Raw genomic sequence first — 25,560 nt, 5'->3', positions numbered from 1 at the left:
TCCCGACGAGACGAGACGAATCGTCTCGTGATCGAGTATGCGTTCGCCGAGGGACTGTGTCAAGACGAACCGTCTCGTCTTCGGTGACGTATTCTGCTCGGGTGGCTGACACTTCGACTCCCGATCCCACGCGTCGCAGCGAGAAGTCGCGGCGAGCCGTCCTGACCGCTGCGCGGGAACTGGTGTCCGAACGCGAGTACGCCAAGGTGACGATCGAGGCCATCGCAGCACGAGCGGGCGTCGGCAAGCAGACCATCTACCGCTGGTGGCCGAGCAAAGGAGCGGTGATCCTGGACGCGTTCCTCGCGTTGAGTGAGGGCGACGAGGGGCTGGAGCTGCCCGACACCGGCGACCTCGCGGCCGATCTCAAGGCCGTCATGCGCGCGACGGTGGCGGAGTTCGCGGATCCGGCCTTCGAGGCGCCACTGCGGGCGCTCAACACCCAGATCGCCGATGACCCAGACCTCGCCGCCCTGTACCGCGAGAAGTTGGCCGAACCGCTTGATCAGGCGAAGAAGATGCGATTACGCAGTGCTCAGCAGGCCGGACAACTCGATCCCGACGCCGACCTCGATCTGATGCTGGAAGTGCTCTACGCGCCGGTCTTTCAACGGTGGTTACACCGCTCGGGACCGCTGACCCCCGAGTACGCCGACGCCATCGTCGACATCGCCCTGCGCGCTTTCGCCTTTCCCTGCATTGAGTGAAATCGCCACTGGGTGACCTCGCATCGCGACGGCTGACGGTCGCATCGGCGCGAGTGTCGGGGTCGACCGTCAGACGCGGACGACGACCTTGCCGCGAACGTGGCCGGACTGACTGCGCTCGTGGGCGTTCACCGCGTCTGCCAACTCGAAGACCTCGGCGATCTCCGGTGTGAGCCTGCCGGCCTCACCGAGACGGGCGAGCTCTGCGAGGTCGGTGGAATCGGGACGCACCCAGACGTAGTGCCCACCGAACTCGTCGCGGGCTCGAGCATCGGTGATCGAGGCGACGGTGCCACCGTCGCGCAGCACGTCCGGCACCGAGTCGAGGGCGTCGCCACCCACGTAGTCGAGGACGACGTCGACCCCGGCGGGTTCGAGCTCGCGCACCCGTTCGGCCAGACCTTCGCCATACGTGATGGGCTCGGCACCAAGGCTTTTCAGGTAGTCGTGGTTTGATTCCGACGCGGTGCCGATCACTCGTGCGCCGAGGGTTCGTGCAATCTGCACCGCGAACGATCCGACTCCACCTGCGGCCGCATGCACCAACACCGTCTGGTCTGACGTCACGCCTGCTCGACGAATCGTCTGATAGGCGGTGAGTCCCGCGAGTGGAACAGCTGCCGCCTCCTCGAACGTCCACGCGGACGGCTTGTGGGCGAGTGTGCGCACCGGGGCGGAGACGAACTCGGCCAGCGTGCCGCCGGCCACCTCCCCGCCGACCGCGTCCTTGCGTACGTAACCGAACACCTCGTCGCCGACCTGGAACTCGGGCGTGTCCAAACCGACCTGCTCCACCACACCCGCGACATCCCACCCCGGCACGACCGGGAACACGGTGTCCAGGACCTCGGCGAGATAGCCCTCGCGGACCTTCCAGTCGACGGGATTCACACTCGAGGCGCGCACTCGCACGAGGACGGAATCAGGGCCGACCTTCGGCGTCGGGAGGTCAGAGAGCGCCAGGACGTCGGAGCCGCCGAAGCGGTCGTAGGTGATTGCTCGCACGTGGGCACCAACATGTTCCTCGATCGAATGATTCCGACGTGTCACGGCGTGCTGTGCCGCGACATCATGAGAGTCGTAAGCGGCTGACTCCACCGAGCGCGAAAGTCTTCGCAGGTCGGTCGAGTCAGGATCGGTCCTGATCCCCCAGTGCGGCCAGTGCGGCCCGCGCGTTCTCGAGGTCGCGGCTGAGTTCATCGATCTTGTTCTGGGCGGCCTCGCGGGCCGCGTCGATCACCCCGTCGACCGCGGCGATCGCGGTCTCGTCCCCGAGCTCACGCATCGCGCGCGCCACCCGATCAGCGCTCACCTCGACTGGCTTGCCCTGTTTCTTGGCGCCGTGGGACACCGCGATCGTCCACGTGCTGTCGGCGGTCGAGGTGATGACCACGCTGACCGCCCCGGTCGACGGCTTGGTCCGGCGAGGATTCCGCGATGGTCCGGGCGTCGGCGATGTCCCCGGCGTAGTGGCAGGTGATGTCGCCGGTGTCGGCGTGGGCTGCACAGCTTTTGTCGGCGACGTCGTGCGGTTCGCCGAAGGCTCAGCCGGAGGAGCCGGCGCAGGTGCCGGCGACGACCTGTCCGGCTTGCGGCGGGGAGCCGTCGAGGTCGCCGTCGTCCTGGACCTCTGCAGTTCTTCGGCCTCGAACGGGAGCTGGTCGTCGACGCCCTTCGGACTGACCGTCACGGTGGAGCCGTCGATGGACACCACTCGCGCAGACGTCCCGGCGTCGAGGGAAAGTGACGGCAACGGGTCGCGAAGGTAGACCGTCATCCTCTTGCCGGCCGCAAGACCGGCGGCCAGGGCCGCCAGTTCGTCGGTGGTCAACCCGATTCCTCTCCGTGCTGCTGTCACGGCACCATCTTCGCACACATGTGCGAACCAGGGTCACGGGCTCATCCCCAAGGCACATGAACTGCCATTTCCCGACAAACGAGCGCCAACTTGCGGTTCGGGCCGCTGCGCGAGCGATGATCGCGATGAGTCTGGCTCTAGCCTGTGCTCATGTCGATCGTGCCGGACTCGAAGAACTGGACCTGGGTCTTGGACCGACCCTGCGAAGCGTGTGGGCTCGAGACCGCCCGCATCGAGTTCCGCCGGATTCCGGAGCTGATCGTCGACAACGCCGCACAGTGGGACCGTGTGCTCGGCAGAGCCGCCCCTCGCCTGCGACCGAACGACTCGACCTGGTCGCCACTCGAGTACGCGGCGCATGTCCGCGACGTGTTCGACAGGTTCTCCGTGCGCCTGACCATGATGCTGACGGAGGACGACCCACTCTTCGAGAACTGGGATCAGGAGGCCACGGCGATCGCCGACCGGTACAACGAGCAAGATCCGAGCACCGTGCTGCAGGAGCTACAGGCGAACGGCTCCGAGCTCGCCCAAAGGTTCGCGGCGGTACCCGACACCGCGTTGTCGCGGACCGGTCGTCGAAGCGACGGGAGCACCTTCACGGTGGAGACCCTGGGCCGCTATTTCATCCACGATCCCATCCACCACCTGTTCGACGTCACCGGCGAACGGTTCACGTCGAACGCGTGAGGATGTGGGCTGCGACGATCCCGCTCCGGATCGCCCCGACCCGTGTGCCCTGGCTCGTGTCGTCGGGTTCTACCGTATGACGATGGGCACAGACACGGAGCAGACCGTTCTCATCATCGGCGCCGGCCACGGCGGTGCGGGACTGGCTGCGCTGTTGCGACAGTCCGGTTTCACCGGATCGATCACGATGGTGGGAGACGAGCAGCATCTCCCCTATCACCGGCCGCCGCTCTCGAAGAAGTTCGTCGGCGATTCAGTGCAGCAACTGCTACGGCCCGAGTCGTTCTACACCGACAATCGGATCGACCTGCACACCGAAGCGCGGGCCGTTCAGATCCGCCCCGACGCGAAGAGAGTGGTCCTCGCCGATGGCCGTGAACTCGGCTACGACACGCTCGTACTGGCAACGGGATCGCACCCGCGCACTCTTCCCGGAACCCCGGAGGGGACGACGTCGGTGGTGACGTTGCGAACGCTCGATGACGCAGAGACATTGAACAGATCACTGTCGCGCGGTGGTGAACTCGTCATCATCGGCGGCGGTTACGTCGGTATGGAGGTCGCCGCCGTCGCGCGCGGTCGCGACGTTGCGGTGACCGTCATCGAACGCGAGGATCGGATCCTCGCTCGTGTCGCGAGTTCGGAACTGTCCACGATGCTCGCCGATTATCACCGCGAGCGAGGAACCAGGATCCTCACCGGTCGATCGGTCTCGGAGCTGCGGACCGACGGTGCGGAGGTCACGGGCGTGCAGCTCGACGACGGAACGGTCATCGACTGCGGCACCGTGCTCATCGGTATCGGTGCTGCGCCCGACGAGGCACTTCCGCGTACCGCCGGACTGGAATACGACGACGGGGTCATCACCGACGAGCAGGGCCGGACCAGTGATCCCGACATCTTCGCGATCGGCGATGTCGCGCGCCGCCCGGTCGCCGGGCACCACGGTCTCCGGCGGCTCGAATCCATCCCTGCCGCAACGGAACACGCCAAGCATGCGGTGGCCGCCATCATGGGTCAGGAGGCGGAGGAGCATGAGGTCCCGTGGTTCTGGTCGGATCAGTTCGATCTCAAACTCAAGATCGCGGGACTGACCACACCGGACGTCACGGTGGTCACGCGCGAGACCCCGGGTAAGAACGCTGTGTCGTTCTTTCACCTCGAGCCGGAGGGACACGTGGTCGCCGTCGAGGCCATCAACGCCCCGGCCGACTTCAACGCCGCCAAGAAACTCATCCGCAGTCGCGTACCCGTGGATCCCCAGGCGCTGGCCGACCCGGCCGTCAAGATGCGCGACCTGATCGCACGGTCAGACCAGGGCTGAACCGGCGCTCACCGACGTGCGTCCGCGCGGTGGCGAGGTGTGTGGCCGGTGAGCTCGACGCAGGTGATGAACCGCCGAAGGTCGTGACGGTCGAAACCGGTATGGACGACGGCGGATTCGTCGGCGAACATCAGCGTGAGTTTCAGACACTGCAGGGCGAGTCGAAGCTGATCGACACTGACCATGTGCACGGATGCCCCGTCGTTCCCGGTCGCCGGGTCGTGTTCTGTGTCGGTGGTCCCCAGGTCCTCGACGATCATGTCGATCAACGGCATCAGCAGATGGAGATGGACCGCTTCGGAGGGGAGCCCGGTCGCATGTTCGAAGAAGTCGGACGGCGTGACCGCGATCGCGGCGTCGACGCCGGCAACGAGCAACTGCACTTCGGTGCGGTCGAGCACTCGCCGGGTGCTCACATACATATCTCACTCGCTTCGTCGCGGGTCGTGGGCGTCAGTGCTGAAAGGTCTCGTTCCTGAGGCCCCGATCACCGAATTCACTATTCTGAATCGTCTGACGGTCAGTGCAGCAGGTGTCGCTCCGTGTCGCAACGTGATCACCCTGTTTGTGAGCCATCGAACCGGGATTCGGTCGAGCGACGGACAGCGAAACGGGCCCGACTCGGTGAGTCGGACCCGTCCGCGCGATCGTCGGTGTCTAACCAGTAGGTCTAACCAGTGGCGGCTGCCGCCAGCCTCCCGAGCGTGTCCTCGAGCTGATCCTCGGAGACCAGCGGGAATTTCACCTTCTCGAGAAGGTCCTTGTCGGTGACCTTTGACCAGTCGTAGGTGTGGCGCACCAGGGTGGCGTCGGGCCCCTGCGCCTCCAGCTCCCAGAGCCACTCCCATCCGGGTGGTTCGGTGCCGGCCGGTGCTGTCTTCCAGGCGAGCAGCTTGTCCTTGGCGTATCCGGTGACGTGGTTGTCCGTCTGGTAGTCGCCGCCCATGTGCGGGCCGTTCATGTTCATGGTGAAGACGTCGCCCACCTGCTGGATGCGGTCGGCATGGTCGACACTGCGCACGAACCCGGATCCGTCGAGGTCCGGATGACGCTCGGGGTTGCTCAACACACCGAACACGGTGTCGACGGGGAGGTCGATGACTCGTTCCACTGTGACGCTCGTCTGTTCACTCATATGTCCACCGTGCCGAAAGAACGGAGGATCGGCAACGACGGGCGGCTGCACAGGTCTGGACGGGATCCTCGACGGTGCAGCTAGTCGCCCTCGAACACCGATGCCACGGCGTCGTCGAACAGTGCGAGTGTGTCCGTGACGAATGCTCGACGGGTGACTCCACAGGCGCGCAACGCCGGCCCGTGATCGAACGCCACGACCACGATGACCCCCAGCGCGAGAAGGCGCCACGCATGCCGGACGGGGCGGCGGGCGCGCTTCGGGAGTGAGTCGAACTCGACGACGAGTCGCCGGCACTGGAACGGCACGTGATACTGCTCGTCGTCGAGGATTCGCTCGGAGACATCGGTCAGCAGCGCGTCGTTTCCGCCCTCGGCCAGCGCTCGGTAGTAGCGCAACGCGACGATCTCGGCGATGGCGAGCACCATCAACTCGAGGCGTAACCCCATGAGTCGTCGGCTCCATATGAAGACCCGGTCGGTCCAGTGCGCTCCGATGGTCGGCGCACCGGCTGCCCGTAACAGCTCGGCGAGCATGCGCGCATGGTTCTGCTCCTCCGCGACGAAGAGCCGCACCGCCACCTCGTAGTCCGGATCCCCGGTCGACGATGCCCGGGCGATCAGATTCGCCCCATCCCCACTCTCGCCGACCTGGAACTTCTGCAGACTTCGGAGCACCGCCGGATCCAGTCGGCACGCCTGGGCCCAGTCCGGATCGGGGTGTCGCGACCGGCGGACACTCCTGTCGGTGAACTCCTCCGACCACAGCATCTCGCTCATCGGGGTGCGGCCGTCACGAGGGGGTGAGCCGCTGATCGACCGTCTGGCCCGGTTCGATCACCGGACCATGATCGAGCTGCACCCGGTTGCGACCTTCGCGTTTGGCGATGTACAGGCAGCGATCGGCCCGCCGGAACAGGTGATCGAGCAGTGCCTGCGTGGAGACGGCACGCAACGTCGCGTGGTCGGGATCGATACACACGGCCCCGATGCTGAGGGTGACGTCGGTGCTCGCCGCGACCCGGGTCCGTAGGCGCTCGGCCAGAGCGGACATCTCGTGATTTCCCGCAATCGCGGTGAGGATGACGAACTCTTCACCGCCGGTGCGGGCCACGATCGAACCCGGCGGTACGCACGCGTGAAGTGTTGCGGCAATCTGCACGAGAATGGCATCGCCGGCCGAATGCCCGTGCCGGTCGTTGATCTTCTTGAAATGGTCGACATCGGCGACCAGGAAACCGATCATCAGATCGGACCCCGCACAGTTGTTGAGTACGAGATGCGATTGTGTCAACAATCCTCGTCGATTCAATGCCTCGGTCAACGGGTCGGTGATGCTCAATGTCGATTGCTGCTGGACAAGGATGAGCAATCGTTGTCGCAAGGTCCACACCATGTACGTGGGAATCAGGATCGCCATCACGACCGCGCCACCGCCGACGAACAGCGCGGTCGGTGTCTCCGCACGGATCGCGACGACCGTGGCAGCGAGGATCGACGCGGTGGTCACGAAGCCGACGATCACGGGGACAGACGAATCCATCGCGGCCAGAGCCGGTATCACGGCCAGCAGGACCAACACCGCATGAGCAGACCCGTTGTCGTCGATGACAAGCGCCGACCCCGCGATCCCGAGCATGCCGCCGAAGCTCAGCACGACGAACTGGCTGTCGCTGAGTCGGCCCACCGCCGCCGTGATGGCAACGGAGATCAGCGTGTACACACCGATGACCAGCAGTGCCCACGAACGGCCGGGGACAATGAACGACGGCGACACCAGCCCGAGGACCAGCAGAGGGATCGCCCCAACCTCTGCGCCGAGGACTGCCAGGGTCCGCTGATCGAAATGTCTCATGGGCCCACCTCATGCACGAGGGTGTAGACCTTGCCCGCGACCGAAACGCATCGGTGCGCCGATCCGCACGGGTCGATCGCCATGAGATGCCTTCCACCCTTCCGCGTCACGTACCGGCAGGCCGACGATCACCCGCTCGGTCAGGACCGGTGTGCTGACCATCGACGACATCGAGCGGGTGCACGTCCCGGCAATCCCCCATTTACGACTGGTGTTCGACTTTACACGGCGAGGGCGTGATCTATCGCGGTCGAGGACTTCGGCAGATCGTCGCCGTGTCCGCGTTCCGCGGTGGAATTGTTCGGAACACTCTGATCGCACATATTCCACAAAGGCCCCAGCGGTGGTGACCCGGCCGCGCGATTTCGCAGCCATGGATTCACATATCTCCGAGGAGGGCGAAAACTGATGCGAATCAACACCATTGCTCGCGTTGCCCGTGTTCTCGCCTCCGCATGGACAATCGGCGCCGCGGTTGTCGGCCGACAGCGCTCAACTCTCACTGACCTGTCCGCCGACGACCCGCCAGTGGCGATCGAGGCGAACCCGGTCCAGCATTCGTCGATCGTGCGTGACCAGGAGGAGGGCGCCCTCGTAGGACTCCAGCGCCTGTTCGAGTTGCTCGATCGCCGGCAGATCGAGGTGATTGGTCGGCTCGTCGAGGACGAGCACGTTCGTCCCACGCGCCTGCAGGAGCGCCATGCCGGCACGCGTCCGCTCCCCCGGCGAGAGTGCGTCGACAGGGCGTGCCACGTGGTCTGCGCGTAACCCGAACTTCGCCAAGAGGGTTCGGACATCGGCGGTCGAGAAGTCCGGGAGGAGTTGTTCGAAGCGGTCGGTCAAGGACTGGTCGCCGGCGATCGACGCGCGGGCCTGATCGATCTCGCCGACCGCGACGCTGACCCCGAGCGCCGAGGTTCCCTCATCCGGTCGGAGCCTACCGAGCAACACCTTCAGCAGCGTCGACTTGCCGGCCCCGTTGGGTCCGGTGATGCCGATGCGATCCTGCGCGTCGACCTGCAGCGAGACCGGACCGAGGACGAAGTCACCCTGACGCACGACAGCATTGTTCAGGGTCGCGACGACGGAACTCGCGCGGGGCGCAGCCCCGATGGTGAACTCGAGAACCCACTCCTTGCGCGGTTCGGCGACCTCCTCCAGGCGTGCGATCCGACTTTCCATCTGCCGAACCTTCTGGGCCTGCTTCTCGCTCGACTCGGTGGCCGCCCGCCGTCGGATCTTGTCGTTGTCGGGTGCTTTGCGCATCGCGTTACGAACGCCTTGACTGGACCACTCGCGCTGTGTGCGTGCCCGTGCGACGAGATCGGCCTTCTTCTCGGCGAACTCCTCGTACTCGGCACGCCGGTGTCGTCGAGCGACCTCGCGCTCCTCGAGATAACTCTCGTATCCACCACCGAACACCGTGTTGGTGTGCTGAGCGAGGTCGAGTTCGAGGACGTGCGTCACGCTACGAGCGAGGAACTCGCGGTCATGGCTGACCAAAGCCACACCGCCTCGCAGTCCCCGGATGACCTCCTCGAGCCGCTCCAGGCCGTCGATGTCGAGGTCGTTGGTGGGTTCATCGAGCACCACGATGTCGAACCGGGAACACAGCAGTGCGGCCAGACCCACGCGGGCCGCCTGCCCACCGGAGAGGGCAGTCATCACGGTGGCCTCGGGCCGCACGTTCCCGTCGTCCAGGCCGAGGTCGGCCAGCACCGCGGGCAACCGGTCGGCGAGGTCGGCCGCGCCCGTGGCCAGCCAGTGCTCCAGTGCTGCCGAATACACCTCGGCCGGATCGACGCTGCCATCGACGCGCGAGGGATCCGCGAGAACCGCGGCTGCCTCGTCCATCAACCGGGTCGCCCGTGCGCATCCGGTCCGCCGGGCGACGTAGTCGCCGACCGTCTCGCCCGCCACGCGTTCATGTTCTTGCGGGAGCCATCCGACGAACGCGTCCGCAGGCGCGAGCGACACCGTTCCCTCGAGCGGTTCGAGATCGCCCGCGAGAATGCGCAACAGCGTCGACTTGCCCGCGCCGTTCGCGCCGACGACCCCGATCACGTCACCGGGCGCGATGGTGAGGTCGAGCCCCTCGAACAGCGTGCGGTGGGCGTATCCGCCTGCGACGCCCTTGGCGACGAGGGTTGCGGTCATCGGCCCATCGTCCCACCCTGCTCGCGGTGGAGGCTCCTCCGGTGGCGTCCGTGGGCCCGCGGAGCTGACCGAGTCGCCGGAATTGTCGGATTGCGGGACGCCGGTATCGGTGAACCCCTTGTCGCGCAAAGTGTTCGAGTCGATACACTCGCGTCGCTCGATTGCGACGGAAGGCAACCATGTTCCCGAAGTACGGGGTTCCCGACAGCGCCGACACCGCGTGGATGCTCGCCGCGTTCGCGCTCGTCCTGCTGATGACGCCGGCACTCGCACTGTTCTACGGCGGTATGGTGCGGTCCAAGAGCGTGCTGAACATGATGATGATGTGCCTGTCGGCGATTCCGATCGTCTGGATCGTGTGGGTTCTGTTCGGGTACTCGCTGGCCTTCGGCGACGACCACGCCGGCCTCATCGGCAGCTTCTCGTCGTTTCCCGGACTCGAGCACACCTTTGGCAGCGACCCGACGCAGGGCGACGGGATTCCCCTGGTCGGCACCATCCCGGCGATCCTCTTCGTCGCTTTTCAGGCAGGGTTCGCAATGGTCACAGTGGCACTGATCGCCGGTGCGGTCGCCGACCGCATGCGCTTCATCTCCTGGGTCGTGTTCGCCACCCTGTGGTCCGTCATCGTCTACATCCCGATCGCGCACTGGGTGTTCAGCGCACCCGGGCTGACCGAGGAGCACGGTGGTTGGATCGTGTCGCACCTCAAGGCGATCGACTTCGCCGGGGGCACCGCGGTCGAGATCAATTCGGGGGCCTCGGCGCTGGTTCTCGCCCTGCTGCTCGGGCGGCGTCGAGGGTGGCCGAAGGACCCGATGCGACCGCACAATCTGCCGTTCGTCATGCTCGGCGCGGGCCTGCTGTGGTTCGGGTGGTTCGGTTTCAATGCCGGGTCCGCACTGGAGGCCAACGGGTCGGCAGCGCTGATCGCGGTCAACACCCTCGGTGCAGGCGCGGCATCCATGGTCGCCTGGCTCGTCGTCGAGCGGGCGCGACACGGCCGACCGACCTCGTTCGGCGCCGCCTCTGGTGTCATCGCCGGGCTGGTCGCGATCACACCGTCCTGTTCGGCCGTGACCCCGATCGGGGCGCTCGCGGTCGGCGCCGTCGCCGGCGCGGTCAGTTCGTACGCGATCGAGCTGAAGTTCCGCTGGCGCTACGACGACTCACTCGACGTCGTCGGCGTGCATTTTGTGAGCGGTGTCGTCGGGATGCTGATGATCGGACTGGTCGCATCCGACTCGGCACCTGCCGGAGTCGACGGACTCCTCTACGGCGGCGGGCTCGATCAGATGTGGCGCCAGGCAGTTGCCGTGATCGTGGTCCTCGTCTACGCGATGGTGGCGACCGGCGTCATCGGTCTGGCCCTCAAGTACACGATGGGCCTGCGAGCCGATCGGGAACACGAGGTCGACGGCATCGACGACGGTCAGCACGCCGAGTCCGCGTACGACTTCCACCCGACCGGTGGCGGGTGATCCGACCGGGTCGATCGTCGCGGTTCCTCAGAGAGCGAGGGCGCGCCACACCGTGTCCAGCAGGCCTTCCCGTCGCTGTTCGACCCACGGCGATCCGCCGTAGAAGCTGTTCACCACCAGCCCGTCGACCATCACGTTGAGCACGTCTGCGGCCGATTCGGGATCGTCGACGCCCGCTTGTGCGAGCAAGTCGCGGACGCGGGCGTCCCACCACACATTGAAGCGATCGAGTTCGGCGCACAGCACCGGCTGATGCTCAGCGCCGAGGACCGCGGCCAGCCAGAACCGGCGACCGGACTCCGGTGCCCCGAACATCGCCCATTCGACGAGGGCCCGCAGGGCCGGATCTCCGGTCCGTTCGCCGATCGCCGCGTCGGCGTCGTCCAGTCGTGCGTCGACCTCTCGCCGAACAGCATTGCCCAATAGTTCATCTCGGGTCGAGACGTAGTGCGTCACCGCCGACGTCGACGACCCGATCCGCTGTGCCACGGCCCGGATCGTGACGGCGGCGAAACCGGACTCCGCGGCGATGGCGATGACCGCGGCATCGATGGTGGCGCGACGGGCATCGTGGTCGATCTGTCGGGGCACGGTGACATCGTAACTTATATGCAACACTTGTTTTATAACGTTCGTTTCACGAAAGGTGTCGCGCATGAACGAAGCCGAGGAAGACGTCGACGTGGTGGTGGTCGGTGCGGGGTTCTCCGGGCTGACGGCCGCTCGCGATCTGAGCAGTTACGGGCTGTCGGTCCGAGTGCTCGAAGCGGCCGGCCGCGTGGGTGGTCGCACGATGACGGTGACGTCCGCGGCCGGGAGCGCGGTCGACCTCGGTGGACAGTGGGTGGGTTCGTCGCACACCGAACTGCGGTCTCTCGCCGATCGCCTGGGCGTCGCTCGCTTCTCGTCGTACGACAACGGCAAACAGACGGCGACGATCGACAGCAGACCGATATCCCTGCTCTCCACTACAGGAGCCGGACTGGCCCTCGGCGCGGCCCGACTCGCCGCGGTCGCGCGGTTCGGCCGTGCCTCGGATGAGCAGACTCTCGAGGACTGGATGCGATCGATCCGCCCGTCGATGGCTCGCCGGGCGTTCGACGTCCTCGCTGCGGAACTCACATGCCGTCCGGCGGGTGAGGTGTCTGTGGCGACGGTTGCGGACATGGTCGCCTGCTCCGGCGGAATCCGCGAGATGGTCTCGGTCGAAGGTGGTGCTCAGGATGCGCTTCTGACCGGCGGGGCCGGTGGGCTCGCCGGTGCGATGGCCGCGGAACTCGGCGACGCCGTCGAACTGAACTGTCGTGTCATCGAGATCGAACGAGACGCCACCGGCGTCCGGGTGCAGACCGCGGAGGGTTCGATTCGCGCCCGACATGTCATCGTGGCGACGGCACCCCCGGTGGCGGCGGGCATCAGACATCACCCTGCCCTACCCGATGCGCGTGAGTCGGTCGAGCGCAACACGGTCATGGGATCGGTGTACAAGGCCGTCGCTGTCTACGACCGGCCGTTCTGGCGGGACACCGGTTGTGCGGCGCAGTTGATCACCCTCGATGGGCCGATCCGATCGGCATTCGATGTCTCGCCACCCGGAGGGGCGGGTCATCTCTGTGTCCTCGTTCCCGCCGACGCGGCACGACGACTCGACGACCTCGACGAGGCATCCCGGCGCGCTGCGGTCCTCGACGCGCTGGCCGACCATTTCGGCGCGGGAGTGCGTTCGCCGACGAGCTTTCACGAGAAGTCCTGGCATCAGGACGAATTCGTACAGGGCGGCTATGCGGCGATGCCTCGGGTCGGCCACCTCGAACAGGTGCGTAGCGCGCAGTCCCGTCCTGTCGGGAGGGTCCACTGGGCGGGCACCGAGACCGCGGATCGATTCAACGGTTACATCGAAGGCGCGATCCGGGCGGGTCGACGTGCAGCAGCAGAATGCATCGCGCCGATCTGAACACAGCGGATTCCAGATCTTCGTAGGATCGACCGCATGGGCGAACACCGGATCACCATCGACATCGACGACATGGGCGTCGCCATCGTCACCCTCGACCGCGCCGAGAAGCACAATGCCCTCGACCGTGCGATGTTCGACGCGCTTCTCGACGCCACCGAACAGGTTGCCGGGAATCGTCGAGTGCGCGCGGTGGTGCTGCACGGCGCAGGAAAGAGTTTCTGCTCGGGACTGGATGTCTCCGGTCTCGGTCAGGGTGGTGGTGCGCAATCGCTGATGAACCGAGAGCCCGGACACCTCGCCAACGACGCACAGCGGGTCTCCGTCGACTGGGGCCGCGTGGCCGCCCCTGTCATCGCCGCGATCACCGGCAACTGTTTCGGTGGTGGGCTGCAGATCGCCCTCGGAGCCGACATCCGTTATGCCACGCCTGATTCGCGAATCTCGATCATGGAGGTCAAGTGGGGTCTGGTCCCGGACATGGGAATCACCCAGACCCTGCCACGACTCGTCGGCGTCGACGTCGCCAAGGAACTGACGTTCACCGGGCGGATCGTGACCGGTGTCGAGGCGGCGGAGCTGGGGCTGGTCACTCGCGTCGTCGAGGATCCGCTGGAACAGGCTCTCGCCCTCGCGCATGAGATCGCCGGCAAGTCTCCCCATGCCGTCCGCGCCGCAAAGCGCCTGTACGACCAGACGTGGCAGTCCGATGACGCCGCGGCGTCATTGCGACTCGAGAGCGAACTCCAGGTCGGATTGATGGGTTCGCCCAATCAGATGGAGGCGGTGCTCGCCGGGATGGCCAAGCGCGAACCGCGGTTCGACGACGCCGACTGACATTCGATCGGGTCCGCGTCCCGGCCGACGACGTACAGTCGGGTCAGGACCGACAGCGATGAGGAGTGCCACATGGAACTCGGTTTCCACCTGCCCATCTTCGACATCGACGGCGGCACGCCCGCTCTCGCGGGCGAACTGGCCCGCGTCGGCGCAGCCGCCGAGGCCTCCGGTGCCACCTGGCTGTCGTTCATGGACCACTACTTCCAGATCGAGCCCACGGGCCTGCCGGCCGAGGCGAAGATGCTGGAGGGGTACACCACCCTCGGGTATCTCGCCGCACACACCTCGACAATCGAGCTGGGATTGCTCGTCACGGGCGTCACGTATCGTCATCCCGGCCTCCTCGCCAAGATCGTGACAACTCTCGACGTGTTGTCGGAAGGTCGTGCGGCCCTCGGTATCGGTGCCGCGTGGTTCGAACGCGAGCACCACGCCATGGGTGTCCCCTATCCCCCGCTCGCCGAGCGATTCGAGCGTCTCGAGGAGGCGCTGCAGATCTGCGGTCAGATGTGGGACCCCGACAACGACGGACCCTTTGACGGGACCCATTATCAGCTCGCCGAGACGCTCTGCTCGCCGCAGCCGATCCATCGGCCGACGATCCTGATCGGCGGCAGCGGGGAACGCAAGACCCTGCGTCTGGTCGCGCGATACGGCGACGCCTGCAACCTTTTCGGTACCTCCCCCGACGACGTGGCACACAAGATCGAGGTGCTACAACGACATTGCGACGACGTCGGTCGCGACTTCGCCGACATCAAGGTCACCATCCTCGCGAACAACCCCCGGCCCGGACCGGAGACCGCCGACGAGTTCGTGGCCGGGATGGCCGAGTACGCGACGATCGGCGTGGACGCCGTCATCGTCACCCCGACCTCGGGGTCGCCGGCGTCGTGGATCGATGCGATGGCACCGACTGCACGTCGACTCGCGGAGCTCGGGTGAGTACCGCGACCACCGCAGTCGACCTGGTCAGACGACGATGACCGTGCGACGGCGCACGGGTGCGATCGCGACGGTGCTCGGCGCCCTCGTGATCGTGCTCGCCCTCTCCCCCGGCGTCACCGGTTCGGCGGCGCCACGATCCTCGTCGGCGATTCCACCCGTGTCGTCCGCCGCGCACGACGCGGGCCTCGTCGACGTCCGCACAGTGCTCCCCAACGCTCTGATCGACCTGCGCTACGCGAGGCGGGACAACTTCGTCGGTGTCGCGCTGTATCCGCCGGACGCGCGCTGCCTCGTCCACCGGTCCCTGCTCCGCGGACTTCAGGCGGCAAGCCGGACGCTGAGTCGTGACGGCGAGACGCTGGTCTTCTGGGACTGCTATCGGCCGCACTCCGTCCAGCAGACGATGTTCCAGAAGGTGCCGGATCCGGCGTGGGTCGCGGCGCCGGGCCCGTATTCACGCAGTCACGAATCCGGACGATCTGTGGACGTCACGATCGCAACTCGCCTGCCGGGATGTCCGCCTCGCCGGCAGATCGGCGCGCAGTGCCTGGTCGACATGGGCACCGGCTTCGACGACTTCACGCCGCGCGCACACGCTTTCGCGACCCACGGGGTATCGGGGTCGGCCCAACGCGCTCGCGCACGACTGCGGGCCGCGATGGCCGCGGGTGGACTGTCGGCCTACCCGGGTGAATGGTGGCACTTCGACGGCGACGGCGCCGAGGTCAGGCGGCCCATCATCGACGTACCCGTCACCGGGTGACGCCCGAGGTGGTTCACCCGACCGGCCGCTGACAGCACTGCGGGTCGGTTACGATCCGACGGTGTGGTTCGGTGCGCACCTGCCGCTGATCGACGTCGATGGTTCGCAGTCTGTGCCATTGGCGCGATACGTGGAGGCCGCACAGGGTGCGGGGTGCACCGCGATCTGCGCCAACGATCATCTCGTGTTCTCCCGACCATGGCTCGACGGCCTGGTCGCGCTGTCGAGCGTCCTCGGATCCACTGCCGACATGACCGTGGCGACCACGGTCGCCCTACCGGTCATCCGCGGTCCGGCCACACTCGCGAAAGCTGCTGCGGCGCTGGGTGAACTCTCCGGTGGCCGGTTCGTCCTCGGCGTCGGGCCGGGTTCCTCGGCTGCCGACTACGCCGCTGCGGGCATCCCGTTCGATGAGCGGTGGCCGCGATTCGACGAGGCGGTACACCTGCTCCGCTCGTGGCTCGCAGGCGAGCCCGAGACGACGCCGGGTCGTTTCTATGGCCGACCACTGCTCGAACCTCAACCGTCACAACCGATACCGATATGGATAGGTAGCTGGGGATCGGCTGCCGGGTTACGCCGCGTCGGTCGCCTCGGCGACGGATGGCTCGCCTCGGCCTACAACACCACACCTGATCGCATCGCTGCCGGGCGGGAGTACTTGCGTGCCGATCAGAACCGGCCGGGTCGTCCGGTGCGCGATCTCCCGATCGTCCTCGCGACGATGTGGACGCACGTCACCGAGTCCCCGGCCCGAGCTCAGGCATGGCTCGACGACCTGGCGCGGATGCTCCGCCGAGACCCCGACACGATCGCCGAACAGTTGCTGATCGGTTCGGCCGACCACTGCGTGAGAACCCTGACCCGATTCGCCGATGCCGGTGTCGACGGAGTCGTCCTGTGGCCCGTCGGGGACCCGCTCGACCAGCTGAGGCGTGTCGGGGATGCGGTCATCCCGCACCTGCGCTGACCGGCCACCGATCACTTCACCGCCCCACCTGAGTCTGTCCTGATGGCAGGAGACCGCACGCCACCGAGGGAGACACCCATGACCGCGACCTACACCTTCGACATCTTCTCCAGCCTGGACGGCTTCGGCTCCTACAACGAGCACGGCGACTGGGGCGGGTACTGGGGGAAGCAGGGACCAGAACTCGAGGCGCATCGGTGTGCCGTCTACGGCGCCCGGCAGCGAATGGTGTTCGGCGCGAACACTTACCGTGAGTTCATCGAGATGTTGGGGCCCGGCGCCCCAGACGCCGGCAGCGACGACTGGATAGCCCGGATGAAACGACTTCCGACGACCGTCGTGTCGTCGACGCTGACCGCGCCCCTCGACTGGCCCGACGCCGACGTCGCGAGTGGCGACGCGGTCGACGTCGTCGCGCGTCTCAAAGAGGAGTCGCCGGTGCCGCTCCGCTCGCACGGCAGCCTGTCGTTGAACCGCGCGCTGATGGCGGCGGGGCTGGTGGATCGCGTCGCGCTGACCATCTTCCCGGTCATCACCGGCCAGACGGGAACCGAACCGATCCTGGCCGGTGCCGCCGACTTCGACCTGGAACTGCTGGAGTCCCGGACACTGGACGGCCGGACGATGGAACTCGTTTATCGACCAACCCTGCACGGATGAATCAGCGCAATGCCGTGCCGAACAGCGGTCGAAGGTGCCGAACGGCGTAGACCCGGTGAGCCCGGGATGTGATGCCGGTCACGTAGCAGAGTATGGTCGGACGGCAAGACCTCGACAGTTCAATCGGGGCGATGAGAACAGCAGTCGCGGCCAACGTCGGGGTTGGGCTCCTCTCCCGAACGTGCAGGTCGATCGCCGAAACGTCGTCGGGACGCGCGACGAGCAGCGATACTCCTGAGGAGGCTTGTGGGCGCGGCGGAGAGGACGACAGGGTGTCGATGATCGTCGAGAGAGACGCAGATCTGGTCGGCCCCGGAGCGTCGGACGCCGTCTTCGCGCGCATGCCGGATCCGTGGGATCACCCGCGGACCACCGCCGGTGTCGCCATCATCTGTGGGTGGGCGGCACAGCACGGATGCACGACGGATCTCCTCCTGGACGGCGCCGGTATGTCCGTCGACGCCCTCGGCGCCTCGACCAAGCTGATCGAGGCGCAGCAGGAGATCGCGGTCATCCGCAATCTCCTCACCGCTCTGGGTGACCGCCCCGGGATCGGCGCTCAGGTCGGCCGCGAGTATCACCTGACGTCCTACGGCTACTACGGATATCTCCTGCAAGCGTGTGGGGTGGTCGCGGACATGGTGCGATGCGGTCTGCGCTACTCGCCGTTGACCTTCGCCTTCGCGACGATGACGGGTGAACTGTCCGCCGACGACCGGTGGTCGTTGTCGGCGCGGACCGACGGCGTTCCCGACGACATCGCCGCCTTCGTCATCGAGCGGGACCTCAGCGCGAGCGTGCAGATGCAGCGTGAGCTGTTCGCCGGCACTGGGGTGGCGCCGCTCCGCGAGGTCCGGTTCACCCGACGCGTCGACGACGAGTCGCAGGCGGTGTACCTCGACGTCTTCGGGGTGCCGGTGCATTTCGACTGCGACCGCAGCGAACTCATCTTCGACCGGTCCTACCTCGACCTGCCGCTGCCGATGGCGAACCCGCACACGGCGGCCGTGATCATCGAACAGTGCGAACGTCTACGTGCAGAACGACTGCACGCCAAAGGGATCGCGGGTCAAGTACGTGCCTACCTGCTGGCCAGCCCCTCATTGGATTGCACGCTGGAGGAATGTGCCGCCGATCTCCACTTCTCGGCACGGACCCTGCGCCGGGCACTGACCCGCGAGGGGACCTCGTACCGGACGATTCACGACGACGTGCGCCGGAGCCTGGCGCATGATCTGATCCGCGACACCACGTTGTCGCGGACCCAGATCGCCGAGCGCCTGGGCTATCGCGACTGGTCCAGCTTCTCTCGGGCGATGCGGCGCTGGGGTTCCACGGCCACCGCCGGCGACCAGTGAGACGGGCCGGTACCGGCGTCGGGTGGTGACGCCGGAACCATCGCCGCCTCAGACCAGTTCGAATCCGTGGTAGTTCGACACCGCGACGCCGTCGAGGATCTGCTGATAGGTCCCTACCCCGCCCACGAACGGAAGTGGCGCACGCGGTTTGCCGGGAACGTTGGCGCCCATGTACCACGACGGCGCCTGCCCGAGGAGTGTGAGGTCGGCGGCGTCGTTGGTCGTGTTGACCCAGTTGTCCTCGGCCGCCTCATCGGGCTCGATCTTCGTGAGTCCCCTCGCACGCAGATGTTCCAGTGCGTCGCTGATCCACTCCACATGGCATTCGATGGAGGTCACCATGTTCGACAACACCGAGGGACTCTGGGGTCCGGTCACCGTGAACAGATTCGGGAAGCCGGCGGACATCAGGCCCAGATAGGTGCGCGGACCGTCAGCCCATTTGTCGCGCAAGGCCTTTCCCCTGCTCTGGATGTCGATCGCGTCGAGCGCGCCGGTCATGGCGTCGAATCCCGTTGCAAGGATGATGACGTCGAACGGGAAGTCGGCGCCACCGGCCCGGATACCGCTGCCGGTGATCCGTTCGATCGGTTGCTCGGTCACATCGATCAGCGACACATTCGGCTGGTTGTACACCTCGTAGTACCCGGTGTCGACGCACATCCGCTTCGCCGCGATCGGGTACGACCGCGGCGTCAGCCGCTCGGCGGTCGCCGGGTCGGTCACCTTCTGACCGATCCTTCGGCGCACGTACTCTGCTGCACGGGCATTGGCCTCGGGACTCTGCAACAGGTCGCGGAAGGATTGCTGAAAGCACAGCCCACCGTCGTCGTAGCGCCGGTCGAGTTCGCCGGCGATCTGTTCGTCGTCGAGGTCCTCGAAAAAGGGCGGGAGTTCGTCACCGCAGGGGAAGCCACCGACCGACAGTCGGCTCTCGTCGCGGAACTCGCCGTAGTGGGTCTTGAGCTCCGCCAGTTCCTGTGCGATCAGCCGGTTCTGCGCGGGTACGGCGTACGTCGGCGTGCGTTGGAACACGGTCAGACTCTCCACCTCTGGAGCGATTGCCGTGATGGTCTGAACACCCGAGGACCCGGTCCCGATCACCGCGACACGTTTGCCGGTGAGGTCGACGGGATCGTGGGGCCAATCCCAGGTCCAGTAGGTGTCCCCGGTGAAGTCGTCGATACCGGCGATGGCCGGGACGAGCGGCTTGGAGAGACACCCCGTTGCCGCCACGACGAATCGTGCAGTGATCCGCGCACCGGTGTCGAGCAACGCCGTCCACTCGTCCGCGGTGTCGTCGAACCTCAACGATTCGACCCGGGTGTCGAACGAGATGTCCTTGCGGAGGTCGTGGCGATCGGCGACATGGTCGAGGTAGGACAGCAACTCGGGTTGCGCCGCATAGCGTTCCGTCCAGTTCCACTCCTCTTGCAGTTCGGTGTCGAAGGAATAGGAGTAGCCGATCGACTCGATGTCGCAGCGAGCGCCGGGATACCGGTTCCAGTACCAGGTGCCGCCGACTGCAGGTCCGGCTTCGACGGCGTGGACATCGAAGCCGAGCTCACGCAGCCGGTAGAGCTGGTACAGGCCGGAGAACCCGGCCCCGATGATGAGGACGTCGTGATCAGGCATCGGTGGTCTCCCTGCGCTGTGCCGACGTCGGGTCCTGTCGGCCGTGTGCATGGCGGTCGACGGCGGCGCGGATGTGCTCTGCGACAAGCGCCATCCCGGTCTGATAGCCGGGCAGGATGCCGGCCATCTGGAAGTAGATGTGCATCTGTCCATCGGCCTCGTCGAGGATCACCGGCACTCCGGCGTTTTCGAGCGCCCGGGCATAGGCCACGCCCTCGTCGTGGAGCGGATCGAACTCGCACACATAGACCAGCGCCGGAGGCAGGCCGGCGTGATCAGGTGCACGCAACGGCGACGCGTCGGGGTGGTTCCGGGCGGACACATCGGGCAGGTAGTGATCCCAGAACCAGATCATCGTGTCCCGGTCGAGCATCAGTTGATTCTCCGGCGCCAGATACGAGGCGGTGTCGACGTCGCAGTCGGTCACCGGGTAGATCAACGCCTGGAAGGCGATCCGCGGTCCCTGCCGATCCCTGGCCCACAGCGTCATCACCGCAGCGATGTTGCCGCCCGCGCTGTCGCCGGCGACGACGAGAGGCGCATCCGGTCGCGAGAACTCGGCCGCATGTTCGGCGGCCCAACACAATCCGATGTAGCTGTCCTCGATCGCGGTCGGGAAACGGTGCTCCGGGGCCTTGCGATAGTTCACCAACACCACGGTGGACCTGGTCCGATTGGCGAGGTCACGGCCCACATGGTCGTACTGGAGGTCGATGTCGCCGAGGACCCAGCCACCGCCGTGGAAATAGACGATGACGGCCTCCGGCTCGCCCTCGGGCACCAGGACGCGCACCCGGAACCGCCCGCCGTCGGTTCCCTCGAGTTTGAGATCGCGCACCTCGGCCACGTCGGGTCCGCGCCCACTCATCCCGGAGAAGATGGGACCCGCCATCCGTGCCAGTGCAGGGGTCTGTTCGCTGATCGGCGGCTGACGCTCCTCCGCGAGCTGCTGTAGCAACCCCTGCGAGACGGGTTCGAGTGGCATTGGTTCTCCCTCGGTTCGGCGGACGACATGAGCGCCCGACCCTGGATGTGACCCCTGTCACGTCCACGGTAGGCGTTGCGAGGGATTTCCCGACAGCACCCAAACGGCCAAAAGTCGGCAGTTCCGGCCACGTCGTGGGGGTCGGTAGGGTCGAGGTCATGAATCTCAACGGGGTCGGAATCTGGAGTTCGCCGCTGCGCTACGGGGATCAGGGAGAGGCGGCCGAAGCGGCGGCCGAGCTCGATGAGCTCGGTTTCACCGCACTGTGGATCCCCGATGTCGGCGGACCGGTGCTGGAGTCGGTGGAGAATCTGCTGGGCGCCACGCGCAACGCCGTCGTCGCGACCGGAATCCTCAACATGTGGATGCACGAGCCGCACGACGTGGCCGCCGCCCATGCCCGGCTGACCGCCGACCACGGACCCCGATTCCTGTTGGGCCTGGGAATCAGTCATGCACCGCTGATCGACAGCACCGAGCCCGGTCGGTACCGAAAGCCGCTGGCCACCACCACGACCTTCCTCGACGGTCTCGACGACGCACCTGAGCCGGTGCCGTCTGATGCCCGTGTGCTCGCGGCGCTCGGTCCGAAGATGCTGGCCCTGGCCGCCGAACGGACCCGAGGCGCCCATCCCTATCTGGTGACCCCCGACCACACGGCGGTCGCACGCGAGGCTCTCGGGACCGGGCCACTGGTCGCCCCCGAACAGACCGCCATCCTCACCGAGGATCGCGACGAAGCGCGCTCCATCGGCACGAAGTGGCTCCGCGGATATCTGTCGATGCCGAACTATGCCAACAACATCCGCCGCCTCGGCTTCACCGACGAAGACATCGAATCGGTCAGCGACCGGCTCTTCGATGCCATCATCGCCTGGGGAGACGAATCGAGCGTGCTCTCACGCATCGACGAACACCGTGCGGCCGGCGCCGATCACGTCTGCGTCCAGGTCCTGCAGGCCGACCAGCGTGCCCTGCCCCGCGACCAGTGGCGACGGCTCGCAGCGGCGTTGGCGTGACGATCGGGTCGAGGGGGGTGCCGTCGATCGGTCCCGGTGCTCAGCCTGCGAGGAAATCGTCGATCTGATTGATCGCACCGGATGCGCCCTCGACGACACCCATGTCGAGTACCTTCTGCAGGTCCTCGGCGGAGGCGTACGAGCTGACATAGGTCGCGACGGTCTTTCCGTCCTTCTCGTCGAACCTGTAGGAGTTCTTCGACACCGGAAGTGAGTCGACAGGGGTCAGGTTCTCGTCGGCGAAACCGTCGTCGAAGACGAAACCGTGTGGCTCGTCCAGTGATTCGATCTGCCAGTAGCCCCCGAACTTCTCCCCCTCCGGACTGGTCATGTAGTAGGTCACGCGGCCACCGGGGGCGAAGTCGTGGTCGACGACGGTCGCGGGATGGGTGGGCGGCCCCCAGATCTTCTCGAGCTGACGGGGATCGGCGTATACCTGCCAGAGACGCGACGGCGGCGCGGCGAACTCTGCGGTGATGGTGAGGGTGCGTGAGTCGATGTCGTGGGCGACGTTGGTGACAGGCATTGTTCAGTCCTCCTGGGTCGATTCGGTCGAGATGAGTTCATCGATGCGCGCAATCCGACCTCGCCACACCTGTTCGAGCTCGGTGAGCATGGTCGACACGGCACGTACCGCGGTCACATCGCCGGTGGCCAGTTGCTCGCGACCGCTGCGACGCTTGGTCAGAAGACCTGCGCGTTCCAGCACGGCGACGTGTTTCTGCACGGCGGCGAAGCTCATGTCGTACTTCGCCGCGAGCACCGAGACCGAATGCTCCCCGCTCAGCACGCGGCGCATGATGTCACGCCGCGTCCGATCCGAGAGTGCGTGGAACAGTGCGTCGGCCCTGTCCTCGTGGTCTTCGGTCACGTCCTCAACATACAACCAATCGGTTGTATGTTCAAGACCCCGCGGCGCGCCCGGTTACATCGCGTGCTTCGGATGCACCGACGACGGGAGCAGTTGCCGAAGGGGGGTCCGAAAAGCCAGTTCGCCCCTGTTCTCTACCGGCTCCGAGTACAGGTCGTCCAGCGCAGCCCGACCGCGGCTGTGCGGGCCGACGATGCGATAGCAGGAGGGATTGAAGCTGCCGAACCAGATCTGCACGAACAACTTCGGATCGAGGACGAGTCTGCGCATCGGCACGAGGCAGCCGATCTCGCGCGCGAGGGCGTCGAGGTAGAGGATCTGCGATGGGATCGCCTCGGTGTGCCGTGGGCTGAGCTCGGTCCAGTACTCCTCCCACTCCTTCTCGCGGCCGATCACCTCGTCGATGTTGTCGGGGATCTGCACCTTCCCGCTGCACAGCTGGGCGAAGTAGCGCGCCTGCATCTCGGCGCAGATGGGGATACCGCCCGAGAACGGACGGACGAACCCGATGAACGCCGCACTCCCCTGGTGTTCGGGGTGCAGGAAGTGCTTGTACAGGGTGCGGACGTTGCCGTCCTTCACCTGCAGATCGCCGATCGCGAGCTTCTCGGTGGTGTAGCCGGTGCACAGCACGATCGCGTCGAACTCCGCGACCGTCGAGTCCCCGAAGAACACCCGGTTGCCGTCGGACCGTTGGATTCCCTTGTCGTTCAGGATGATGCGACCGGCCACGATCCCGGGGACGAAGCTGACATTCTTGCAGAAGATTCCTCGCTGCGCCCAGCTCCCGTCGGGGTGGGAACGACGGTTCCAGGTCCTGATCAGATCCCAGTTCGCCTCGTTGTCGAGCGTGTCGACGTCGAGCATCGGCGGATCGGCCGGCTGTCCCATCGGGTCGACCTGTCGTCGCGCTGCCGGACGAGGCCGCACCCGATCGCGGATTGCGCCGATCATTGTTGCGGCGAATCCGTACACCAGTGCGGCGGTGAGGAACACGGCCTTGGCGATCCCGCTGCGTCCCCAGAAGCTGTCCAGCGCGAACGGCTGATCGGTGGCGCGACGGCACATCTCGTGATGATGGGCCCGGACCGTCCCCTGGTCCGTCGTCCGGTTGCCGTGGATGCGCGGGAGGAGATACGTGTAGGAGCGGATCGCCAGCGTGCACGATGCTGCGACGTCGCCGATCTCGCGGACGATGTCCGCACCCGACTCCGCCAGGCCGACGATCAGCACGCGTCGTCCGCGGAACCGGTCGCTGTTGCGGTAATCGGCGGAGTGGACGATCTCGCCGGTGAAGTCCTCGAGTCCGGCGATGGCGGTGTTCGGCGTCTTGAACGGCCCCGAGCAGATCGCGACCGCGTCGAACACCTCGCGAGTGTCGACACCATTGCGGGACGCCGAGACGGTCCAGTCGTCCCGGCCCCGTGCCACATCGGTCACCACATGGCCGAACCGGATGTGCTCACGGAGCCCGAACCGATCGGCGTACTCCTCCAGATAGCCGAAGTACTGTCCGCGCGAGGCGAAGACGCGCCCGCCGTCGAACGGAAGATCCGAGTAGGCCATGAGCTTCATCGAGATGGTCAGCAGCAGATTGTCGAACGCCTTCGTCTGCCCCGCGTCTCGGTCGTGGCGCAGCCAGATGCCCCCGATGTCGTCGTTCTTCTCGTAACAGACGACCTCGTGCCCCTCGTCGAGGAGTTGCTTGATCGTGGTGAGTCCACACGGGCCCGCTCCGACGACACATACCTTCATGACCGACCTCCGAGATGACCAGCGAACTCGACTGATGAAAATCGGAGACGTCAGCTATGTCCGAATTGTCCGGCGCCGCAGGCAACCTCGGATTTCGTAGGGAAGGCTAACATTACTTCCGCGCTACTCGAAATCCGACGTCGCAGGTCACAGGGTTGGAATCGGGCGAAACGGTCGAAGTGAATCGGACTCAGGTGCCGACGGCCTCCTCCAGATACACCAGGGTGTTCCCGTCGGGGTCGGCGAACGCGAACATCGGTGGCACGCCTTCCCAGCGGAGCGGCTCGTCGTTGTAGGGCGCGATTCCGGAGGCGGTGATCCGTGCGTGGGCCTCGTCGGCATCGGATGTCCCCAGCCTGACGGCCACAGGGATCTCACTGTCCGGTGGGAGCAACAGCAACGAGACCGCCGACCCCGGTGGGCGAACCTCAACCAGACGGGCGCCCGGCCAGACCTCGGTGTCGGTGACCAGATCACAGCCGAGCACCTCGGTGTAATAGCGCATGGCCTTGTCCTGATCTGCGACGGGAATGGAAACGCTGATGACGCGGGTGGTCGCGGTCATGGCGATCGTCCTCTCTCTCGGTGGCGTCCAT

26 protein-coding genes are annotated in these 25,560 nt (G+C 66.2%); 12 read left to right on the top strand and 14 right to left on the bottom strand.

All coding sequences use genetic code 11. The features are described from left to right. The first annotated feature begins 101 nt into the window (after positions 1-101). Entirely contained in the window at positions 102-707 is a 606-nt protein-coding gene (locus EEB19_RS02095) for a TetR/AcrR family transcriptional regulator (RefSeq protein WP_187582678.1), read from the top strand. 69 nt (positions 708-776) lie between these two features. On the opposite strand, the gene EEB19_RS02090 is transcribed toward EEB19_RS02095, so the two are convergent. Continuing rightward, positions 777-1,712: an NADP-dependent oxidoreductase gene (locus EEB19_RS02090; RefSeq protein ID WP_187582676.1), complete on the bottom strand. Its 936-nt coding sequence runs from the start codon at positions 1,710-1,712 to the stop codon at positions 777-779. A 124-nt stretch (positions 1,713-1,836) separates the two neighbouring features. Further along, positions 1,837-2,565, bottom strand: a complete 729-nt coding sequence (locus tag EEB19_RS02085; protein WP_262365371.1) for a DUF6319 family protein — start codon at positions 2,563-2,565, stop codon at positions 1,837-1,839. A 150-nt stretch (positions 2,566-2,715) separates the two neighbouring features. On the opposite strand from EEB19_RS02085, the gene EEB19_RS02080 reads away from it, so the two are divergent. Beyond that, a complete protein-coding gene (locus EEB19_RS02080; protein WP_187582672.1) occupies positions 2,716-3,255 on the top strand; it encodes a DinB family protein in 540 nt (179 codons plus the stop codon). Between the two features lie 82 nt (positions 3,256-3,337). Continuing rightward, positions 3,338-4,579 carry an NAD(P)/FAD-dependent oxidoreductase gene (locus EEB19_RS02075; RefSeq protein ID WP_187582670.1) on the top strand — a complete coding sequence of 414 codons (1,242 nt, stop codon included), beginning with the start codon at positions 3,338-3,340 and terminating at the stop codon, positions 4,577-4,579. Between the two features lie 8 nt (positions 4,580-4,587). Here EEB19_RS02075 and EEB19_RS02070 read toward each other — a convergent pair whose 3' ends face one another. From EEB19_RS02070 to EEB19_RS02050, 5 genes are all read right to left on the bottom strand, one after another. Beyond that, positions 4,588-4,995 carry a hypothetical protein gene (locus tag EEB19_RS02070; RefSeq protein WP_187582668.1) on the bottom strand — a complete coding sequence of 136 codons (408 nt, stop codon included), beginning with the start codon at positions 4,993-4,995 and terminating at the stop codon, positions 4,588-4,590. 254 nt (positions 4,996-5,249) lie between these two features. Next, on the bottom strand, positions 5,250-5,714 hold the full coding sequence (locus tag EEB19_RS02065; protein WP_187582666.1) for an SRPBCC family protein: 465 nt from the start codon (positions 5,712-5,714) through the stop codon (positions 5,250-5,252). An 80-nt stretch (positions 5,715-5,794) separates the two neighbouring features. After that, positions 5,795-6,493, bottom strand: a complete 699-nt coding sequence (locus EEB19_RS02060) for a ferritin-like domain-containing protein (RefSeq protein ID WP_187582664.1) — start codon at positions 6,491-6,493, stop codon at positions 5,795-5,797. 13 nt (positions 6,494-6,506) lie between these two features. Next, positions 6,507-7,568: a diguanylate cyclase gene (locus EEB19_RS02055; protein ID WP_187582662.1), complete on the bottom strand. Its 1,062-nt coding sequence runs from the start codon at positions 7,566-7,568 to the stop codon at positions 6,507-6,509. Positions 7,569-8,060: 492 nt separating this feature from the next. After that, complete coding sequence (locus EEB19_RS02050; protein ID WP_187582660.1) at positions 8,061-9,725, bottom strand: ABC-F family ATP-binding cassette domain-containing protein; 1,665 nt, start codon at positions 9,723-9,725, stop codon at positions 8,061-8,063. A gap of 179 nt (positions 9,726-9,904) precedes the next feature. Here EEB19_RS02050 and EEB19_RS02045 point away from each other — a divergent pair, with 179 nt between their 5' ends. Further along, a complete protein-coding gene (locus EEB19_RS02045) occupies positions 9,905-11,206 on the top strand; it encodes an ammonium transporter (protein ID WP_187582658.1) in 1,302 nt (433 codons plus the stop codon). Between the two features lie 27 nt (positions 11,207-11,233). Here the strand turns inward: EEB19_RS02045 and EEB19_RS02040 are convergent, their stop codons facing one another. Then, positions 11,234-11,797 (bottom strand): TetR/AcrR family transcriptional regulator, encoded by a 564-nt coding sequence (locus EEB19_RS02040; protein ID WP_187582656.1) that lies wholly within the window; start codon positions 11,795-11,797, stop codon positions 11,234-11,236. Positions 11,798-11,861: 64 nt separating this feature from the next. Between EEB19_RS02040 and EEB19_RS02035 the strand changes: the two genes are divergently transcribed. From EEB19_RS02035 to EEB19_RS02005, 7 genes are all read left to right on the top strand, one after another. Further along, positions 11,862-13,160, top strand: coding sequence for an NAD(P)/FAD-dependent oxidoreductase (locus EEB19_RS02035; RefSeq protein WP_187582655.1), 1,299 nt, complete (start codon positions 11,862-11,864; stop codon positions 13,158-13,160). A 36-nt stretch (positions 13,161-13,196) separates the two neighbouring features. Continuing rightward, the gene (locus tag EEB19_RS02030; RefSeq protein WP_187582653.1) at positions 13,197-13,997 is read left to right on the top strand and encodes a crotonase/enoyl-CoA hydratase family protein; all 801 of its coding nucleotides are present in this window, start codon (positions 13,197-13,199) and stop codon (positions 13,995-13,997) included. A 72-nt stretch (positions 13,998-14,069) separates the two neighbouring features. Continuing rightward, positions 14,070-14,945, top strand: coding sequence for an LLM class F420-dependent oxidoreductase (locus EEB19_RS02025; protein WP_187582651.1), 876 nt, complete (start codon positions 14,070-14,072; stop codon positions 14,943-14,945). 37 nt (positions 14,946-14,982) lie between these two features. Beyond that, positions 14,983-15,711: a M15 family metallopeptidase gene (locus EEB19_RS02020; protein ID WP_187582649.1), complete on the top strand. Its 729-nt coding sequence runs from the start codon at positions 14,983-14,985 to the stop codon at positions 15,709-15,711. A gap of 61 nt (positions 15,712-15,772) precedes the next feature. Continuing rightward, positions 15,773-16,681, top strand: coding sequence for an LLM class flavin-dependent oxidoreductase (locus EEB19_RS02015; RefSeq protein WP_187582647.1), 909 nt, complete (start codon positions 15,773-15,775; stop codon positions 16,679-16,681). Between the two features lie 78 nt (positions 16,682-16,759). Next, complete coding sequence (locus EEB19_RS02010; protein WP_187582645.1) at positions 16,760-17,341, top strand: dihydrofolate reductase family protein; 582 nt, start codon at positions 16,760-16,762, stop codon at positions 17,339-17,341. 278 nt (positions 17,342-17,619) lie between these two features. Then, on the top strand, positions 17,620-18,699 hold the full coding sequence (locus EEB19_RS02005; protein ID WP_262365370.1) for an AraC family transcriptional regulator: 1,080 nt from the start codon (positions 17,620-17,622) through the stop codon (positions 18,697-18,699). A 48-nt stretch (positions 18,700-18,747) separates the two neighbouring features. On the opposite strand, the gene EEB19_RS02000 is transcribed toward EEB19_RS02005, so the two are convergent. Both EEB19_RS02000 and EEB19_RS01995 read right to left on the bottom strand, forming a co-directional pair. Beyond that, positions 18,748-20,334, bottom strand: a complete 1,587-nt coding sequence (locus EEB19_RS02000; protein ID WP_187582641.1) for an NAD(P)/FAD-dependent oxidoreductase — start codon at positions 20,332-20,334, stop codon at positions 18,748-18,750. Beyond that, a complete protein-coding gene (locus EEB19_RS01995) occupies positions 20,327-21,319 on the bottom strand; it encodes an alpha/beta hydrolase (RefSeq protein ID WP_187582639.1) in 993 nt (330 codons plus the stop codon). Before EEB19_RS01995 ends, EEB19_RS02000 begins: the two co-directional genes overlap by 8 nt. A 158-nt stretch (positions 21,320-21,477) precedes the next feature. Here EEB19_RS01995 and EEB19_RS01990 point away from each other — a divergent pair, with 158 nt between their 5' ends. Next, positions 21,478-22,338: an LLM class F420-dependent oxidoreductase gene (locus EEB19_RS01990; RefSeq protein WP_187582637.1), complete on the top strand. Its 861-nt coding sequence runs from the start codon at positions 21,478-21,480 to the stop codon at positions 22,336-22,338. Positions 22,339-22,378: 40 nt separating this feature from the next. Here the strand turns inward: EEB19_RS01990 and EEB19_RS01985 are convergent, their stop codons facing one another. From EEB19_RS01985 to EEB19_RS01970, 4 genes are all read right to left on the bottom strand, one after another. After that, positions 22,379-22,864: an SRPBCC domain-containing protein gene (locus EEB19_RS01985; RefSeq protein WP_187582635.1), complete on the bottom strand. Its 486-nt coding sequence runs from the start codon at positions 22,862-22,864 to the stop codon at positions 22,379-22,381. Between the two features lie 3 nt (positions 22,865-22,867). Next, on the bottom strand, positions 22,868-23,209 hold the full coding sequence (locus EEB19_RS01980) for a helix-turn-helix transcriptional regulator (RefSeq protein ID WP_187582633.1): 342 nt from the start codon (positions 23,207-23,209) through the stop codon (positions 22,868-22,870). Between the two features lie 54 nt (positions 23,210-23,263). Beyond that, positions 23,264-24,964 carry an NAD(P)/FAD-dependent oxidoreductase gene (locus EEB19_RS01975; protein ID WP_187582631.1) on the bottom strand — a complete coding sequence of 567 codons (1,701 nt, stop codon included), beginning with the start codon at positions 24,962-24,964 and terminating at the stop codon, positions 23,264-23,266. Positions 24,965-25,154: 190 nt separating this feature from the next. Next, entirely contained in the window at positions 25,155-25,529 is a 375-nt protein-coding gene (locus tag EEB19_RS01970) for a VOC family protein (RefSeq protein ID WP_187582629.1), read from the bottom strand. Positions 25,530-25,560 lie beyond the last annotated feature (31 nt).

The sequence above is a fragment of the Gordonia sp. OPL2 genome (assembly GCF_003797825.1).
Lineage (GTDB): Bacteria > Actinomycetota > Actinomycetes > Mycobacteriales > Mycobacteriaceae > Gordonia.
Note: the sequence above shows the minus strand (reverse complement) of the source record. Positions and strands in the feature narration are given on the sequence as shown.

Coding starts and splice junctions, on each gene's coding strand:
- EEB19_RS02080 (WP_187582672.1), top strand. CDS start 2,716: ATGTCGATCGTGCCGGACTCGAAGAACTGGACCTGGGTCTTGGACCGA.
- EEB19_RS02075 (WP_187582670.1), top strand. CDS start 3,338: ATGGGCACAGACACGGAGCAGACCGTTCTCATCATCGGCGCCGGCCAC.
- EEB19_RS02065 (WP_187582666.1), bottom strand. CDS start 5,714: ATGAGTGAACAGACGAGCGTCACAGTGGAACGAGTCATCGACCTCCCC.
- EEB19_RS02060 (WP_187582664.1), bottom strand. CDS start 6,493: ATGAGCGAGATGCTGTGGTCGGAGGAGTTCACCGACAGGAGTGTCCGC.
- EEB19_RS02055 (WP_187582662.1), bottom strand. CDS start 7,568: ATGAGACATTTCGATCAGCGGACCCTGGCAGTCCTCGGCGCAGAGGTT.
- EEB19_RS02050 (WP_187582660.1), bottom strand. CDS start 9,725: ATGACCGCAACCCTCGTCGCCAAGGGCGTCGCAGGCGGATACGCCCAC.
- EEB19_RS02045 (WP_187582658.1), top strand. CDS start 9,905: ATGTTCCCGAAGTACGGGGTTCCCGACAGCGCCGACACCGCGTGGATG.
- EEB19_RS02035 (WP_187582655.1), top strand. CDS start 11,862: ATGAACGAAGCCGAGGAAGACGTCGACGTGGTGGTGGTCGGTGCGGGG.
- EEB19_RS02030 (WP_187582653.1), top strand. CDS start 13,197: ATGGGCGAACACCGGATCACCATCGACATCGACGACATGGGCGTCGCC.
- EEB19_RS02025 (WP_187582651.1), top strand. CDS start 14,070: ATGGAACTCGGTTTCCACCTGCCCATCTTCGACATCGACGGCGGCACG.
- EEB19_RS02020 (WP_187582649.1), top strand. CDS start 14,983: ATGACCGTGCGACGGCGCACGGGTGCGATCGCGACGGTGCTCGGCGCC.
- EEB19_RS02010 (WP_187582645.1), top strand. CDS start 16,760: ATGACCGCGACCTACACCTTCGACATCTTCTCCAGCCTGGACGGCTTC.
- EEB19_RS02005 (WP_262365370.1), top strand. CDS start 17,620: ATGATCGTCGAGAGAGACGCAGATCTGGTCGGCCCCGGAGCGTCGGAC.
- EEB19_RS02000 (WP_187582641.1), bottom strand. CDS start 20,334: ATGCCTGATCACGACGTCCTCATCATCGGGGCCGGGTTCTCCGGCCTG.
- EEB19_RS01995 (WP_187582639.1), bottom strand. CDS start 21,319: ATGCCACTCGAACCCGTCTCGCAGGGGTTGCTACAGCAGCTCGCGGAG.
- EEB19_RS01990 (WP_187582637.1), top strand. CDS start 21,478: ATGAATCTCAACGGGGTCGGAATCTGGAGTTCGCCGCTGCGCTACGGG.
- EEB19_RS01985 (WP_187582635.1), bottom strand. CDS start 22,864: ATGCCTGTCACCAACGTCGCCCACGACATCGACTCACGCACCCTCACC.
- EEB19_RS01975 (WP_187582631.1), bottom strand. CDS start 24,964: ATGAAGGTATGTGTCGTCGGAGCGGGCCCGTGTGGACTCACCACGATC.
- EEB19_RS01970 (WP_187582629.1), bottom strand. CDS start 25,529: ATGACCGCGACCACCCGCGTCATCAGCGTTTCCATTCCCGTCGCAGAT.